This is a genomic window from Streptomyces sp. NBC_00637 (assembly GCF_045161545.1).
In the GTDB taxonomy this organism is placed as follows: Bacteria; Actinomycetota; Actinomycetes; order Streptomycetales; family Streptomycetaceae; genus Streptomyces.
In genome coordinates, this window is sequence record NZ_CP109046.1 from 781045 (window position 1) to 796174 (window position 15130).

At 71.0% G+C, this 15130-nt stretch carries 14 protein-coding genes and 1 pseudogene; 9 read left to right on the forward strand and 6 right to left on the reverse strand.

The genetic code is table 11. The features are described 5' to 3' along the window. Window positions 1-9: 9 nt before the first annotated feature. Window positions 10-390 carry a PPOX class F420-dependent oxidoreductase gene (locus tag OG440_RS03340; RefSeq protein WP_406005306.1) on the reverse strand — a complete coding sequence of 127 codons (381 nt, stop codon included), beginning with the start codon at window positions 388-390 and terminating at the stop codon, window positions 10-12. Window positions 391-649: 259 nt separating this feature from the next. Continuing rightward, window positions 650-1828 carry a MalY/PatB family protein gene (locus OG440_RS03345; RefSeq protein ID WP_406005307.1) on the reverse strand — a complete coding sequence of 393 codons (1179 nt, stop codon included), beginning with the start codon at window positions 1826-1828 and terminating at the stop codon, window positions 650-652. Window positions 1829-1852: 24 nt separating this feature from the next. Here OG440_RS03345 and OG440_RS03350 point away from each other — a divergent pair, with 24 nt between their 5' ends. The 3 genes and pseudogenes from OG440_RS03350 to OG440_RS03360 all read left to right on the forward strand — a co-directional run bounded on the left by OG440_RS03350 (window position 1853) and on the right by OG440_RS03360 (window position 4793). Then, window positions 1853-2887 carry a hypothetical protein gene (locus OG440_RS03350; protein WP_406005308.1) on the forward strand — a complete coding sequence of 345 codons (1035 nt, stop codon included), beginning with the start codon at window positions 1853-1855 and terminating at the stop codon, window positions 2885-2887. A 107-nt stretch (window positions 2888-2994) separates the two neighbouring features. Beyond that, a pseudogene (locus OG440_RS03355) lies at window positions 2995-3282 on the forward strand (SAM-dependent methyltransferase); the annotation flags it as partial. A gap of 119 nt (window positions 3283-3401) precedes the next feature. Further along, the gene (locus OG440_RS03360; protein ID WP_406005309.1) at window positions 3402-4793 is read left to right on the forward strand and encodes a S1 family peptidase; all 1392 of its coding nucleotides are present in this window, start codon (window positions 3402-3404) and stop codon (window positions 4791-4793) included. Between the two features lie 64 nt (window positions 4794-4857). Here OG440_RS03360 and OG440_RS03365 read toward each other — a convergent pair whose 3' ends face one another. Continuing rightward, window positions 4858-5028 (reverse strand): hypothetical protein, encoded by a 171-nt coding sequence (locus OG440_RS03365; RefSeq protein ID WP_020129024.1) that lies wholly within the window; start codon window positions 5026-5028, stop codon window positions 4858-4860. 111 nt (window positions 5029-5139) lie between these two features. Continuing rightward, window positions 5140-6300, reverse strand: a complete 1161-nt coding sequence (locus OG440_RS03370; RefSeq protein ID WP_406005310.1) for an ROK family protein — start codon at window positions 6298-6300, stop codon at window positions 5140-5142. A 173-nt stretch (window positions 6301-6473) separates the two neighbouring features. Between OG440_RS03370 and OG440_RS03375 the strand changes: the two genes are divergently transcribed. Genes OG440_RS03375 through OG440_RS03390 form a run of 4 tightly spaced genes read left to right on the forward strand, consistent with a single transcriptional unit; the run spans window position 6474 to window position 10968 of the window. Further along, window positions 6474-7439, forward strand: coding sequence for a carbohydrate ABC transporter permease (locus tag OG440_RS03375; RefSeq protein WP_406005311.1), 966 nt, complete (start codon window positions 6474-6476; stop codon window positions 7437-7439). 15 nt (window positions 7440-7454) lie between these two features. Next, the gene (locus OG440_RS03380; protein WP_406005312.1) at window positions 7455-8393 is read left to right on the forward strand and encodes a carbohydrate ABC transporter permease; all 939 of its coding nucleotides are present in this window, start codon (window positions 7455-7457) and stop codon (window positions 8391-8393) included. A 17-nt stretch (window positions 8394-8410) separates the two neighbouring features. Further along, the gene (locus OG440_RS03385) at window positions 8411-9751 is read left to right on the forward strand and encodes an ABC transporter substrate-binding protein (RefSeq protein WP_406011243.1); all 1341 of its coding nucleotides are present in this window, start codon (window positions 8411-8413) and stop codon (window positions 9749-9751) included. Window positions 9752-9765: 14 nt separating this feature from the next. Next, entirely contained in the window at window positions 9766-10968 is a 1203-nt protein-coding gene (locus tag OG440_RS03390; RefSeq protein WP_406005313.1) for a Gfo/Idh/MocA family protein, read from the forward strand. A gap of 84 nt (window positions 10969-11052) precedes the next feature. Here OG440_RS03390 and OG440_RS03395 read toward each other — a convergent pair whose 3' ends face one another. Beyond that, complete coding sequence (locus tag OG440_RS03395) at window positions 11053-11748, reverse strand: L,D-transpeptidase family protein (protein WP_406005314.1); 696 nt, start codon at window positions 11746-11748, stop codon at window positions 11053-11055. 257 nt (window positions 11749-12005) lie between these two features. On the opposite strand from OG440_RS03395, the gene OG440_RS03400 reads away from it, so the two are divergent. After that, window positions 12006-13397 carry a pyridoxal phosphate-dependent decarboxylase family protein gene (locus tag OG440_RS03400; protein ID WP_406005315.1) on the forward strand — a complete coding sequence of 464 codons (1392 nt, stop codon included), beginning with the start codon at window positions 12006-12008 and terminating at the stop codon, window positions 13395-13397. A 277-nt stretch (window positions 13398-13674) separates the two neighbouring features. Beyond that, window positions 13675-14211, forward strand: a complete 537-nt coding sequence (locus OG440_RS03405) for a hypothetical protein (protein WP_406005316.1) — start codon at window positions 13675-13677, stop codon at window positions 14209-14211. Window positions 14212-14215: 4 nt separating this feature from the next. On the opposite strand, the gene OG440_RS03410 is transcribed toward OG440_RS03405, so the two are convergent. Then, window positions 14216-15130, reverse strand: a complete 915-nt coding sequence (locus tag OG440_RS03410) for an SDR family oxidoreductase (protein WP_406005317.1) — start codon at window positions 15128-15130, stop codon at window positions 14216-14218.

Genomic DNA, 15130 nt, shown 5'->3' on the forward strand with positions numbered 1-15130 from the left:
TTTTTGGGCTCACAGCCTGACGCGGATCCCGACGGTTCCGTCCAGCCCCCGGCGGAGTCGGCTGCCGAGCAGGGTGAGACGTCCCATGACGCCGTACTTGCGGGCGAGCAGGGTGCGATAGCGGGCGGTGGTCGGCGCGTCGCAGATCTCGGCGGTGGCCGGAATCTGCTCTCCGGTGGGGTTCCCGCGGGCGTCACAGGGACCCACGAGAACGTCGCCGCGGGCCCGGATCCGCTTCACCTTCCAGGAGTCCGCGACTGTCCAGACCCCGAGCGTGTCCCCGTCCCGCACGACCCACACGGGGGTGGCGACCCCGGTGCCGTTCTTGCGATAGCTGGTGATCAGCAGGTACTTGCCCGCTGACAACCGGTCGAGCGCGTTTTCCGCCATACCCGCAGTCTAGGTCGTGTCCGCACGCCCCAGGCATCCGTACGCCTCACCACCTCGGCAGCCTCGGCTCGTGGTCCGGGCGGCCTGCGCCGCACCCGTGAACTGGCCGCCGTCTGCGTGGCGTTCAAGACATGGCCGTGACCTTGCGAGACCGTGACCCACGGACGCTGGAGTGCCTGTCGCCCGCTTCGCGCGGAAACGCCGCCGCCCCACCGGAGGAGCTCCGGCGGGGCGGCGTCCCGGCGGGAAGACCTGCGGCTCAGCGAAGGGCGGCCGCCATCCGCCGTACGCCTTCGGTGAGGATCTCCGGCGAGGTGGCGAGGTTCAGCCGCACGTGCCCGGCCCCGCCCGTGCCGAAGTCGGGACCGGAACTGAGGGCGACCCGGCCCCGCTCCAGGAAGACCGCCGCCGGATCGTCTCCGAGGCCCAGTGCCCGGCAGTCGAGCCAGGCGAGGAAGGTGCCCTCACCCGGCCGGTGGCCGACGCCGGGCAGGTGCTCGGCCAGCAGGGCGCAGAGCAGACGCCGGTTGTCGTCGAGGCCCGCCAGCAGCGCGTCCAGCCACCCCGTGCCCTCGTTCAGGGCGGCGGTGTGCGCCAGCACGCCGACATGACTCGGCCCGTGCGACACCTCCTCGGGCAGCAGGGCCAGGTCGGCAGCCGCCTCGGCGCCCGCGACGGCCAGGGCCGCCTTGAGCCCGGCCAGGTTCCACCCCTTGGAGGCCGACATCAGCGACAGGCCGTTCCCCGCTCCGGGGACGGAGAGGTAGGGCACGAAGTCGACTCCCGCGGCGGTGAGCGGCGCGTGGATCTCGTCGGCGACCACCCGGACGCCGTACCGCCCGGCGAGCGCCGCCACCGCGGCCAGTTCGCGCGCGCTGTGCACGGTGCCGACCGGATTGTGCGGGCTGCACAGCAGGTGCGCGGCACGGCCCCCGCCGGCGACGGCGCGCCGGTAGGCGTCCTCCAGTACGACGAGGTCGAGCCGGCCGTCCGCGCCGAGGGGCGCCTCGGCGATCCGCCGGTCCATGTGCGGGACGAACTGGAAGAACGGCGGGTACACGGGCGGGTTGACGACCACCGGATCGCCGGGGCCCGTCACCAGTTTCAGCATCTCGACGACGCCCAACATCACATCGGGCACGATCGCCGTCCGCTCGACCGCGAGTCCGTCCCAGGCCCACCGCTTCGCGGAGAACCGGGCCAGTGCCTCGGCGTAGGCCGTGCCCGCGGGATAGCCGGTGTCGCCGAGCGCCATGGCCCGCGTCACCGCGTCGACGACCGGTCCTGCGAGGGGCACGTCCATCTCCGCGACCCACAGCGGGAGGACGTCCGCCGGGTGGGTACGCCACTTCATGCTCGTACGACGTCGCAGCCGGTCGAGCGTGAGGGCCTGTAAAGGGTTCGGTTCACCGGGCGTCTCGTGCGGGATGCTGGTCATGGGCACAAGATAGGGGGCTGTGGTGTGACCTGGGATCACGTGAACGGGACAGCCGTGGCGGACGCCGGTGGCATCCCGGAGATCGCCTGCGACGAATCGGGTTCGGACGGCGAGAACCTCACGGGCGGAAACACGGACGTGTTCGCCCACGCGAGTGTGCTGCTGTCGGCCGAATCCGCCGCCGGACATGTACAGGAGATCCGGAACCGGATCCGTTCACCCGCGGAGGAGTACAAGGCGAACCATCTGCTCCGGGAGAAACACCGGGCAGTGCTGGAATGGCTCCTGTCCCCCTCGGGCCCGCTGTACGGGCACGCCCATGTGCACCTCGTCGAGAAGGCCTTCTACGTCGTGGACCGGGCCGCCGACCTGCTGCTCGACGACGCCGAGGCGGCCGTCCCGCTGTTCCGGGACGGGCGGCGGACCTTCTCCGAAGCGGATTGGCGGCGATTCCTGGAGGCGGCCAACCAATTGCTGTGGGTGCGCCACGAAGGGGAACCGGAAGCGCCTGTCGGGCATTTCGTCCGCACACTCGGGGAACTGCGCCGACGGTATCCGGGAACCGCGGTGGCCGATACCCTCTCCCGGCTCGCGGAGGAACGCTCGCGCGCCCTCGCCTACCGGGCCGCGATTCAGAACGGGCCGTTCGTGCTGACCCCGGTCCTCAACCCGCTGCTGCCCTCGATCCTGCACACGGCCGCCCATTGGAGCGCCGGCGGGCGACCCGTCCGGCTCGCGCACGACCGGCAGAACATGCTCACCCCGGAGCGGATCGCCTGGATCGAGGACGCGGCCCGGGTACGGGGCATCCGCCTGGCCGGGCTCCGGCTCGTCGTCTCGCGGCTCGACGCACGCGTGCAGCTCGCCGACTTCCTGGCCGGTATCGCCCGCCGGATCGCCTCCGACGAACTCAACGGCCGCGGCGACCCCGCGCTGACCGCTCTGCTGCGTCCGTACACCGGCGCGGCGGCCGTGTGGGGCGACGAGCGAAGCTGGGCGCGGCTCGGTCCCGCGACGGAATCAGGGGGACGGGCCACGCCACTCAACTCGCCGGTCTAGATTGCCTGTTGGTGATTCCCGTCACTCCCTTGCGGACCGGGGCCGACCCGTGACCGAGTACGCGCCGACCGTCGACGCGGCCGCCCGGTCGTCGTACCCGCGTATCGGTGCGGCGCCCGGTCGACCGGCTGCCCGCCGGCAGCCGTCTCGTGCTGTCGCACACCGTCACCAGCCCGGCGATGCCCGACGTGGACGAGGCCGTGGCGTTCTGGAACGAGCACGGCACGCCGAAGCTGACCCAGCGCACCCCGCAGGACGTGGCCCGCTTCTTCGACTGCCTGGAGCTGCTGGAACCGGGGGTGGTGTCCTGCTGGCGCTGGCGTCCGGACGGCGTCGCGGGCGGGGCCGAACCGGAGGAGGTCGCGATGTTCGGCGGGGTGGCACGCAAACGCTGATGTGATCACCTCCGCGCTGAACGCCGCGGGGTCCTCGCCCGTATGGAGGTGAGGGCACTCAACGACCGGAGCGCCCCGCGGTGTTGACTCCGTGCGTTCGGGTTTTCGGGAGCCATGACATGAGGCATGTACGACGACGGACCGTCCGGCGAGTGACACGGCTGGCGGCCGTCGGCGGACTCCTCCTGGGAGGGGCCATGGTCACGCAGGCCGCCATGGCGAGCGAGCCGGGCGGCACGGCTACGGGGCCGCGCAGCGCGGCCGAGTCCGTCGTCACGAATCCGGGGGCGGCCCTCGTCAGGACGCTCGGCACCGCGCGCACGGCGGGCACCTGGCTCGGTGCCGACGGGCGCCCGGTCGTCGCCGTCACGGACGAGGAGACGGCCGACACGGTCCGGGCGGCGGGCGCCGAGGCCAAGGTCGTCCCGCACAGCATGAACGAGCTCAAGTCGGCCGCGGAGACGCTGCGTTCGGCGCCCAGGGTGCCCGGCACCGCCTGGGTGACGGACTACCGGACGAACCAGGTCGTCGTGCAGGGCGACAGCACCGTGTCGGCCACCGACTGGTCGCAGCTGACGCGGACGGCCACCGGCATCGGCAGCTTCGTGCGCATGGAGCGCACCACCGGCGAGTTCACCACCCGGATCAACGGCGCCCAGCCGATCCTGTCGACCGGCGGACGCTGTTCGGCCGGCTTCAACGTGACCAACGGGTCGAACGACTTCATCCTCACCGCCGGACACTGCGGACCCACCGGGTCCACCTGGTTCGCCGACAACCAGGCCAAGCAGCAGGTGGGCCAGACGGTGAACTCCAACTTCCCCGGCAGCGACTTCTCCCTGGTGCAGTACGCGAGCGGCGAGGCCGGCGCGGGCGCCGACGTGGTCGCCATCGGCAACGGCAACGGGGTGCGGATCACGGGCACGGCGGACGCGGCCGTCGGTCAGCGGGTCTTCCGCAGCGGCAGCACCAGCGGGCTGCGCGACGGCGAGGTCACCGGTCTCGACGCGACCGTGAACTATCCGGAGGGCACGGTCGGCGGGCTCATCGAGACGAGCGTGTGCGCAGAACCGGGCGACAGCGGCGGCCCGATGTTCTCCGACGGCATCGCGCTCGGCATCACCTCGGGCGGCAGCGGCGACTGCACGACCGGGGGAACGACGTTCTTCCAGCCGGTGACGAAGGCGCTGGAGCAGCTCGGCGTGCAGCTCATCGTGGCCGCGCCCTCCGACAACGCCGGGGCCTCCACGGCCTCCGCCGACCCCGCGCCGTCCGCCTCCTCCACCCAGGCGGGACTCTCCCCGGGCACGGTCTCGCCGGGCACCACGACGCCCGTGACGGCTACCGGTGTCAGCGAGACGCTCGCCGCCAAGCTCACCGATCCCCGGAACATCGGCCCCGGTCTGCTGGTCATCGCGGGCAGCATGGTCGCTCTCGTCGCGACCCGGTACATCCGCGCCGAGCAGGACCGCAAGGCGTACCAGCGGTACTACTCGGCGACATGGGGGTGACGGCTGGGGGGATGTACCCGGTGCGGGGCGCCGCTGTCGGGCGGCCCCGCGGCCGGGTCGGTCGTCAGGCCGCTTCGACGGAGGACGGAGCGGCGGCCCACTCCAGGACGAGCCGCTGGTATTCCGCGCGCTGCTCGACGCTCAGTGTCCCGCCCGACCGGAGCCACAGGGCCCGGATCTCCTCGTTGACCTCTGCGGCCGATCGCTCGGAGAGGGATTCAACAGTGGTGGACATGGCGTGAAGCTTACGGCTTCGGAAGTGAAGGCCGCGTGAGTCATCACGAATAAAGCGGACATACCGGACGTGTTGCTGATCACGTCCATCTGTCAACCCCCTGAACACAATTCATCCCTCCGCCGCCCCCAGGACCAGCACCTGGATGGCCAGTACGGCGGCGCCGCGCGCCCAGTCGTGAAAGTCCGACACCTTGGTCTCCAGGGCCACCGGCACGGCCAGCGGATGCCGGTGGGCCCGGACGGCCGCCTCCACCGTCGCCTCGCGGACGTCCATCAGACCGACCCCCTCACCGGCGAGCAGGATCTTCTGCGGCATGACGAAGTTGGCGATCTGGGCGATCAGGGTGCCCAGCGCGCGGGCCGCCTCGTCGATGACGCGGGCGGGCATCGGCTCCCCTGCGGCGGCCAGGGCGAGGATCTCCTCGTACGCGTACTCCCGGCCGGTGGCGGCCTGTACCTGGTAGCGGATGCTGGGGATGGTCAGCAGTGACACGGCGCTGCCGCGGACCCCGTCGGGGGTGAGCGGGCCGCCTGGGTCGATGATCCAGTGCCGGCCGAAGCCGCCGTCCTCCTCGACACAGGGCACCCGCCGGCCGGAGAGGACCAGTCCGTAGCCGATGCCCGCGCCGATGGTGAGGACCACGAACCGGTCGAGCCCGCGCCCGGCGCCGAACCAGGTCTCGGCCTCCACCAGGGCGGCCACGTCGTTCTCCAGGACCACGGGCAGTCCGGTGCGCTCCTCGACCAGCGCGGCCAGCGGGATGTCCCGCCATCCCAGGAAGGGCGACTCCCCGACCGTCGTGCGGCCCTCGACGCGTCCGCCCACCCCGATGCCGATCCCCGCGAGGCCGGGATGGGCGCGGGCCAGTTCGTCGGTCATCTCCCCCAGCAGGGCGACGACCTCGTCGGGGTCGTGCGTGCGGAGCGGACGGTCGTGACGGGCGACGATGTCGCTGCGCAGGGTGGTGACGACGCCGTACACCATGTCACCGGTGATCTTGAAGCCGATGAAGGACCGGGACTGGGCGACCACGTCGAGCGGCTGCGAGGGGCGCCCCTGCCGGGTCTCCATGGCGATGCCGCCGTCGGGCACCTCGACCAGCAGTCCCGACTCGATCAGCGGTTTGGTCAGCCGGGTGAGGCTGCCGGCGGAGAGGCCGAGCCGCCGCGCGAGGTCGGTGCGCGAGAGCGGCCCGTGGACGAGCACCTCGATCGCGACCGAGCGTTCCCCCGGGCTCAGCGGCAGCCAGCTGGCGGTACCTGTGGTCATGAGGGTCAGACTCCCACACGAGTGCCGATTTCTTTTCGTCTTGGAACTATCAAGGTCACCATACGGGCGTTACAGCCGTCACAAAAGATGTCAGCCGACCTCTTGACGGCTGGATTCTTTCGCCGCAAAAGTAAGTGAGCGGACGAGCCGCCACGGACAAGGGAGTCCCAACGATGACCATCGCCTCCAGCAGTCCTCCGTCGCGCTTGCCACCGGCCGTCGTGGAGGGGCCGGTGACCAAGTCGAGGACGGGCCGTACGGCGGCGGGCGAGGGCCGCGGTGACGGACGGCTCGCCGCGGTGTTCATCGCGCCGGCCCTGCTGGGGTTCGTGGTCTTCCTGCTCTGGCCGACGCTGCGCGGGATCTACCTGAGCTTCACCCGCTTCAACCTGCTCACACCGGCGGAGTGGGTGGGCTTCGACAACTACGTGCGCATGGTGCACGACCCGATCTTCTGGAGCTCCCTCAAGGTCACCCTCGTGTATGTCGCCATCAACATCGGCGTGCAGACGGTCTCGGCGCTGGCGATCGCCGTCCTGCTCCAGCGGCTGACCCGGTCGGCGGTGCTGCGCGGGATCGTGCTCACGCCGTATCTGATGTCGAACGTCGTCGCCGGCATCGTCTGGCTCTGGATCCTCGACACCCAGCTCGGCATCGGCAACGAGATCGTCGCGGCGCTGGGCTTCGACCGCATCCCGTTCCTCGCGGACGAGACCTGGGCGATCCCCACCATCGCCCTGATCAATGTGTGGCGGCACGTCGGCTACACCGCGCTGCTGCTGTTCGCCGGTCTCCAGGCCATCCCGACCGACATGTACGAGGCGGCGAAGGTGGACGGCGCGAGCGAGTGGCGGATGTTCTGGCGGATCACGATGCCGCTGCTGCGTCCGGTGCTGGCGGTCGTGCTGATCATGACGGTCATCGGCTCGTTCCAGGTGTTCGACACCGTCGCCGTGACGACCAGGGGCGGCCCGGCGGACGCCACCGACGTGCTCCAGTACTACATCTACGGCGCCGCCTTCGGCCGCTTCCAGTTCGGCTACGCCTCCGCGATGTCGGTGGCCCTGCTCGTCGTGCTCAGCGCGATCACCTTCGTCCAGTACCGGCTCACCCGAGCCGGCCGGACCGACCTCGGCTGAGCCGGAGGAGTCGACATGTCCGCTGTGACCGTCCCGACGGCACCCGCACCCCAGGCGACACCCGTACGGCGCGTCAGGCGCCGGCCCACCCCTGGGCGGATCGTGGCCTGGGCGGTGCTGGCCCTGATCATGCTCGTCACCCTGTTGCCGTTCTACTGGATCCTGCGCACCGCGCTGTCCACCAACTCCGGGCTCGCCGCGAGCCCGGGCAGTCCGTTCCCGGTCGATCCGAGCGCGGGTGGCTTCGAGCGGGCGCTCGGCCTGCAGTCCACCAAGGAGGCGATCGCCCAGGGCGGTGCGGGCGGTGGGCTGAGGTTCTGGCGCTATCTGCTCAACTCCGTGGTCGTCTCGACGCTCGTCACCGTCTGCCAGATCTTCTTCTCCGCCATGGCCGCCTACGCCTTCGCCCGCCTCCGCTGGCGCGGCCGGGACCAGGTGTTCGCCCTGTTCCTCGCCGGCCTCATGGTCCCGGCCATCTTCACCCTGCTGCCGAACTTCGTCCTCATCAAGGAACTCGGCCTGGTGGACTCCCTGTTGGGGATCGCCCTGCCGACGATGTTCATGACGCCGTTCGCCGTGTTCTTCCTCCGGCAGTTCTTCATGAACGTCCCGAGGGAGGTCGAGGAGGCGGCACTGCTCGACGGCGCCGGGAAGGTGCGGATCTTCTTCCGGGTGCTGCTGCCGATGGCGTCCACGCCGGTGCTGACCCTGGCCGTGCTGACGTACATCACCTCCTGGAACGACTACTTCTGGCCGCTGATGGTGTCCTACAGCGACGGCTCACGGGTGCTCACCGTGGCGCTGGCCATCTTCCGGGCGCAGACCCCGCAGACCGGCACCGACTGGTCGGGGCTGATGGCCGCCACGCTCATCGCGGCCCTGCCCATGCTCGTGCTCTTCGGGTTCTTCGCCCGCCGCATCGTCAGCACCATCAGCTTCACCGGGATCAAGTAATGGGGGCGCACATGCGGATGCGGACACGTACGGTCACCGCACTGGCCGGGGTCCTCGGGCTGTCCCTGGTGAGCGGCTGCGCCCAGGGGGGCTCCGGTTCGTCGGCGAACACGGTGACGTACTGGCTGTGGGACGCCAACCAGCAGCCCGCCTACGAGGCGTGCGCGAAGGGCTTCGAGAAACAGAACCCCGGACTGAGCGTGAAGATCACCCAGTTGGGCTGGGACGACTACTGGACCAAGCTCACCGCGAGCTTCATCGCGGGCACCGAGCCGGACGTGTTCACCGACCACATCCAGAAGTTCGGCCAGTTCGCCGACCTGAAGGTGCTGGAACCGCTCGACGACCTGGGCATCGACGACGCCGACTACCAGCCCGGGCTCGGCGCCAACTGGACGGGTCAGGACGGCCGGCGCTACGGCGCCCCCAAGGACTGGGACACCGTGGCCCTCTTCTACAACCGCGCGCTGGCGAAGGACGCGGGTCTGACCGCCGAGCAGCTGAACGACCTGTCCTGGAACCCGAAGGACGGCGGCACCTTCGAGAAGGCGATCGCGCACCTCACCGTCGACGACCGGGGCAGGCGGGGCGACGAGGCCGGCTTCGACAAGCGGCACGTCAAGGTGTACGGCCTCGCCACCAACGGCGGCGGGGACGGCGACGGCCAGACCCAGTGGAGCACCTTCACCGCCTCCGCCGGCTGGACCTACACGGACCGGCAGCGCTGGGGCACCAAATACCGGTACGACAGCAAGACCTTCCAGTCGGTCGTCGAGTGGTACTTCGGGCTGGCGAAAAAGGGCTACATGGCACCCTTCACCGACTACAACTCACAGTCCAACCAGGCCAACACCCAGGTGGCCGCGGGCAAGGCGGCCGCCGCCTTCGACGGCGCGTGGATGATCTCGTCGTACGCCGGATTCAAGGGCCTGGACATCGGCACCGCCGTCACGCCCGCCGGCCCCACCGGCAAGCGCGCCACGATGATGAACGGACTCGCCGACTCGATCACCAGGAACGCCCGCAACAAGGCGGGGGCGAAGAAGTGGGTCGCCTACCTGGCCTCGGACGAGTGCCAGCGAACGGTGGGGAGTTACGGGATCGTCTTCCCGGCGACGCCCGACGGCACGAAGGCCGCGGTGGCGGCGTACGAGAAGAAGGGCATCGACGTCGGCGCGTTCACCGAACCGATCGCCGACAAGAAGGACTTCGCCACCTTCTCCTACCCGATCACCGGCAACGCGGCCGACGTGTACGCGCTCATGCACCCCGCCATGCAGGACATCTTCGCCAACGGTGAGCCCGTCAGCGGGCTCGACCGGACCAACAGCCAGATCAACCTGATTCTCGACCAGTGAAGGGCACGCCCCCCATGACGTTCTCCCTCGGCATCGTCGGTGCCGGACAGTTCTCGGGCCAGTTCGCCAGGCTGTTCCTGGCCCATCCCGGCGTCGGTGACGTGTACGTCACCGATCTGCTGCCCGAACGCGCCGAGCGGCTCGCCACCGACGTGGGCCTGACCGGGACCTTCCCCTCCTACGAGGCGATGCTGGCGTCCGAGGCGGTCGACGCGGTCGCCGTCTTCACCCAGCGCTGGACCCACGGTCCGCTGGTTCTGCAGGGCCTGGCGGCGGGCAAGCACGTGTACTCCGCCGTCCCCATGGCGATCACCGCCGAGGAGATCGCGGCGATCATCGACGCCGTACGGGCCACCGGGCTGACGTACATGATGGGCGAGACCAGCCAGTACAACCCGGCGACCGTGCACGCCCGCAACCAGATCGCGGAAGGCGCCTTCGGGCGGATCTTCTACGCCGAGGGCGACTACGTCCACGACATGGACCTCGGCTTCTACGACGCCTACCGGTACAGCGGCGGCGAGGACTGGAAGGCGACCGCCAGCTATCCCCCGCTGCTCTACCCGACGCATTCGGTGGGCGGTGTCCTGGGTGCCTGGGGGACGCACGCGGTGAGCGTGTCGGCGATCGGTGTCGTCGACGAGCGGGGGGACGGTGTCTTCGACAAGGAGGTCAGCCGGTTCGACAACGACTTCTCCAACGCCACCGCGCTCTTCGAGGTCGCGGGCGGCGGCTCGTTCCGCACCAACGAGTTCCGGCGGGTGGGATACCCGTCCCACATCCGCGAGTCCCGGTTCCGCTTCTTCGGTACCGAGGCGAGCATGGAGCAGCTCGCGACGGTGGCGCTGTGGCAGGACAAGAACGGGGTGAAGGACATCAGCGAGCTGCTCGAACCCAAGCCCACCCTGTCCCCCGACGACCCGTCGCTCCGGCACGTCGCGCCCGAACTGCGGGCCGCCTTCACCTCGGGTTCCGCGCCGGTGCACGACCGCGCGCGCCTGCCGCGGGAGTTCGACGAGCTGCACAACGGGCACGAGGGCAGCCACCACTTCCTGGTGGACGACTTCGTGACCGCGGTCGGCAGCCGTACGCTGCCGTCCGTGAACGCCTGGGTCGCGGCCCGCTACACCCTGCCTGGCATCGTCGCGCACGAGTCCGCGCGGCGGGGCGGGGTCAGGCTGGAGATCCCGGACTTCGGGGACGCGCCCGGGGCGTGACGCCCGGGACGGCCGGGCGCCCGCGCCACGTCAGCCACCCCGGGCGGACCCGGGGCCCGGCCGGCCTCAGGTGCCCGACCGGGCTCAGGTGCCCGGCTTGCGGCCGTACACGAAGACGTCGTCGCCGTTCTTCAGCAGCGACCAGTACTTCTTGGCGGTCGTGGTGGTCATGTTGACGCAGCCGTGGGAGCCCGGCGGGTTCCACATGCTCAGACCGACCGAGTGGAAGGCCTGGCCGCCGTCGAAGAACTGGCTGTAGGGCATCGGCACGTTGTAGATGCTCGACACGTGGTCGATGTGCCGCCAGTAGATCTTCTTCAGACCGGTGCGGGTCTCGTACCCGTTGCGGCCGGTGCGGACCGGGACGGGCCCGTAGACGAGCTTGCTGCCGTCCTGGATCCAGCTGATCTGGAGGGTGAGGTTGACGCAGGCGATGCGGCCCTTGTTGGTCGGGCACTTGCCGGCCTTGTTGGGCTTGGTGCCCACCGCCTTCTGCTTGTTCATGAGGTCCATCACGCCCCAGGTGACGGGCCCGGCGTAGCCGATGTTCGGGGTGATGCCGTGCTTGTTCTGGAAGGCCTGGATGGCCTTGCAGTCGGTGGTCGACTGCTTGCCGTCGACGGGCCGGCCGAGGAACTTCTCCACCTGCTTCTGGTACGGCCCGGCCGTCGTCGTACAACTCGCGGCCTGCGCCGGCGCCGCGCCCAGCGCCACCGTCAGCGGCACGACGAGGCCGGTGAGCCCCAGCGCGACCGCACCTCGTCTGCGTATGTCCCCCATGGCTGCCCTCTCCCTGGCACAGTTGTTGCGATCTCTCCCCTCTAGACAGCTGTCCCCGGGCATCGGTTGTAGGCCGGGTCGAGCTGTGACGAAACGGTGAACTTACCGTGCTCCCCGACGACCGGAATGCCTGATATGCCTGTTTCATCCCGGCGGTTCGGGATGATCGGGTGATCGATGCGATCGGCACGGCGTCCGGTCCACTTCCCTCCGATTGGATCGGGCGCCGCCTGGTACTCCCGCCCTAGGTTTCCCGTATGCATCGCGACCTCGCCGACGATCTCTCCCGGCTTCCCGAGCTCCTCCAGTCCGCCCGTGACGTCGCCGCCCGTGAGCTCACCGGGCTGGCCGAGCGGCCCGTGGTCCGCCGGGACCCGCCGCCCGGCCGCGCGGCCCTGCCCGACACGGGAACCGGCGCCGAGGGCGCTCTGGCGCGGTTCGCCGAGGACTGGGCTCCCGGGTTCTCCGGTTCGGCCGGGCCCCGCTACCTCGGCTTCGTCACCGGCGGCGCCACTCCCGCGTCGGTCGCCGGCGACTGGCTGACCGCCGCGTACGACCAGAACGTCTCCGGGGCCGGCGGGTCGTGGGCGGCGGCGCTGGAGCGGGAGACGGTGACCTGGCTGCGTGAGCTGTTCGGGCTGGGCGAGGCGCACAGCGGGGCGTTCGTGACGGGCGCGACCGTCTCCACCACCGTCGGTCTCGCCGTCGCCCGCGAGTGGCTGGGCGAGCGGCTGGGAGTGGACGTGTCCCGCGAGGGAGCGGCCGCGCTCGGGCCCGTGGACGTGCTCTCGGGCAGCCCGCACTCCAGCGTCGCCAAGGCGCTCTCGGTACTGGGCGTCGGCCGGGACCGGCTGCGGCAGGTGCCCGTGCTGCCCGGGAACCGGGAGGCCGTCGACGTCGACGCGCTCGCATCAGCGCTGGCCGCGCTGGACGGACGGCCGGCGATCGTCGTGGCCAACGCGGGCACGGTGAACACCGTCGACTTCGACGATCTGCGGGCGATCGCGGCCCTGAAGGAGCGGTACGACTTCTGGCTGCACGTGGACGCGGCGTTCGGCGGTTTCGCCGCCCTCTCCCCCGCCTACGCCCACCTCGTCGACGGGCTCGACGCGGCCGACTCGGTCTGCGTGGACCTGCACAAGTGGCTCAACGTGCCGTACGACGCGGCCGTGCAGTTCACCCGCCGCCGCGACCTCCAGGTACGGGTCTTCCACAACGCCTCGCCGTACCTCGGGCTGCCCACCGGCGAGCCCGACTTCGTCCATCTCACGCCGGAGAACTCCCGGCGGCTGCGGGCGCTCCCGGCCTGGTTCTCGCTGGTGGCCTACGGGCGGGCCGGGCACCGCGAGATCGTCGAGCGCTGTGCGGGGCTCGCCACCCGGCTCGGCGAGGGTGTCGCCGCGCTGGACGGGCTGCGGCTGCTGGCCCCGGTGCGGCTGAACGTCGTCTGCTTCACCCTCGCCGACGACCCGACGCAGGAACGGGTCGGCGCGCTCGCGGAGGCCGTGGCCGCGTCCGGGGAGACGTTCCTGACGCCGACGGTGTACGGCGGGGTGCCGGCGCTGCGGGCGGCGTTCAGCAACTGGCGTACGTCATCGCAGGACGGGGAGCGGGTGCTCCGCGCGCTCACCGCGGCACTGTCCGGCTGACCGGCGCCGGTCCGCGCCGTCGCGGGAGTTCACGGCGGGCGCGGTCACCGCGACCAGGGGTACGGCGACCTGGCTCGGTCGGCACCGCAGGTGGCTGAGCGCGGTGGCGGAGAAGGGGACGCGGAAGTCGCCGACGCGCCGGGGTGAGGCGGCCGGCTCGGCGGGGGTGTGCACCACGGTTGCCTGCTGCCCGGCGCCCCCGGGCAGGACAGGTGAAAAGATCTGCGGGGGCCGTCAAGCGGCTCCACCACGTCAACAGGACGGAGACCGTGCGGAGATGACCGCCTTCCTCCAGCAACTCCCGGCTCTCATCGGTGTCGTGGTCGGCGCCCTCGGCTCGTATCTGGCGATCGTGCGCAGCGACGGGGCCAGGTTCCGGCGCGAGACGGCGGCACGGTGGGACGAGCGGCGGCTGACCGTGTACACCGACTACGCGCGGGCCCTGAAGAAGTCGGTGAACCTGACCTACCGCGTCGCCTCCCATCTCGGCAACGACCCGCACCCCCACCCCCTGTCCCCCGTGCAGGCCGAGCCGCTGCTCGCGGAGGCGACCGACGGGCGCGACCCGGCCGGAGAGGCGCTGATCATGCTGGGCAGCCGGGAGGTGGTGGAGCGGGCGCGGACCTGGGTGACCACGGTCATGGACATGGAGCGCTTCATGCGCGAGGGGACGCACGATCCGCGGGCCTGGCAGGAACTGCTGGAGCGGCAGCGGGCCGGCCGCGAGGGCTACTACACCGCCGTACGACAGGATCTCGCCCTGCCGCCGGGGCACCCGGCGCGCTGGCCGACCTCTCCGCCCTCCGACGCCTGAGCGCTCAGCGGTAGCCGGTGGTGTCCGCCGCCTTCCCGGGGTCCTGCACCTCGACCATGTAGCGCCAGGCGTCCGGGCGGCTGCCGTCGAGGTCGGTGAAGCCGTACACCGGGGCGAGGCCCCCGCTGGACAGGGACCGGCCGTTGAAGCGGGTGACGTCGGGGTCGGCGGCCAGGGCGGCGACCGCCCGGCCGACGTAGCGGGGTGTCTCCGAGATGGCGAAGTGGGGGACGCGCTCCAGGGCGTCCCGCCAGTTGTCCTCGCGTACGCCGAACTGTTCGAGCATCAGCTCCGACCGCAGCCAGCCGGGGGTGAGCGCCACGGCGGTGGCGCCGCGTGGCCCGAGTTCGTGACCGAGGGCGAACGCCATGCGCAGGACGGACGTCTTGGCGAGGTCGTAGAAGAAGTTCACGCGATAGGTGTCGCGGTTGTACTCGGCGGTGCCGTCGGTCATCTCCACGACCAGTCCGCCGGGCCGGCGCAGCAGCAGCGGCAGGGCGTGGTGGCTGGTGATCGCGTGCGTCTCCACGGCGAGCCGGAGCAGCCGGAGGCCGTTGTCCAGATCGTGCTCCCAGACCGGGGTGTCCCAGGCGAAGAGGTGCTCGGCGCCCCAGATGTCGTTGACGAGAACGTCGAGGCGGCCCCGCTCGTCCGCGATCCGGTCGACGAGGGCGCGGACCTGGGCCGGGTCGAGGTGGTCGGTGGGCACGGCGATGCCGTGGCCGCCCGCCTCGCTGACCAGGTCGGCGGTGTCCTCGATCGTCTCGGGGCGGTCGGACTCGGAGCGTCGTGCGCGGGTGGTGCGTCCCGTCACGTAGACGGTGGCGCCGGCCGCCCCCAACTCCACGGCGATGCCGCGTCCCGCACCCCGTGTCGCCCCGGCGACCAGGGCGACCTTGCCTTCCAGCGGACCGGACAT

Bases quoted from the DNA above. Each gene is read 5' to 3' on its own strand.
- OG440_RS03340 (WP_406005306.1), bottom strand. From the start codon at position 390: ATGGCGGAAAACGCGCTCGACCGGTTGTCAGCGGGCAAGTACCTGCTG.
- OG440_RS03345 (WP_406005307.1), bottom strand. From the start codon at position 1,828: ATGACCAGCATCCCGCACGAGACGCCCGGTGAACCGAACCCTTTACAG.
- OG440_RS03360 (WP_406005309.1), top strand. From the start codon at position 3,402: ATGAGGCATGTACGACGACGGACCGTCCGGCGAGTGACACGGCTGGCG.
- OG440_RS03365 (WP_020129024.1), bottom strand. From the start codon at position 5,028: ATGTCCACCACTGTTGAATCCCTCTCCGAGCGATCGGCCGCAGAGGTC.
- OG440_RS03370 (WP_406005310.1), bottom strand. From the start codon at position 6,300: ATGACCACAGGTACCGCCAGCTGGCTGCCGCTGAGCCCGGGGGAACGC.
- OG440_RS03375 (WP_406005311.1), top strand. From the start codon at position 6,474: ATGACCATCGCCTCCAGCAGTCCTCCGTCGCGCTTGCCACCGGCCGTC.
- OG440_RS03380 (WP_406005312.1), top strand. From the start codon at position 7,455: ATGTCCGCTGTGACCGTCCCGACGGCACCCGCACCCCAGGCGACACCC.
- OG440_RS03385 (WP_406011243.1), top strand. From the start codon at position 8,411: ATGCGGACACGTACGGTCACCGCACTGGCCGGGGTCCTCGGGCTGTCC.
- OG440_RS03390 (WP_406005313.1), top strand. From the start codon at position 9,766: ATGACGTTCTCCCTCGGCATCGTCGGTGCCGGACAGTTCTCGGGCCAG.
- OG440_RS03395 (WP_406005314.1), bottom strand. From the start codon at position 11,748: ATGGGGGACATACGCAGACGAGGTGCGGTCGCGCTGGGGCTCACCGGC.
- OG440_RS03400 (WP_406005315.1), top strand. From the start codon at position 12,006: ATGCATCGCGACCTCGCCGACGATCTCTCCCGGCTTCCCGAGCTCCTC.
- OG440_RS03405 (WP_406005316.1), top strand. From the start codon at position 13,675: ATGACCGCCTTCCTCCAGCAACTCCCGGCTCTCATCGGTGTCGTGGTC.
- OG440_RS03410 (WP_406005317.1), bottom strand. From the start codon at position 15,130: ATGTCCGGTCCGCTGGAAGGCAAGGTCGCCCTGGTCGCCGGGGCGACA.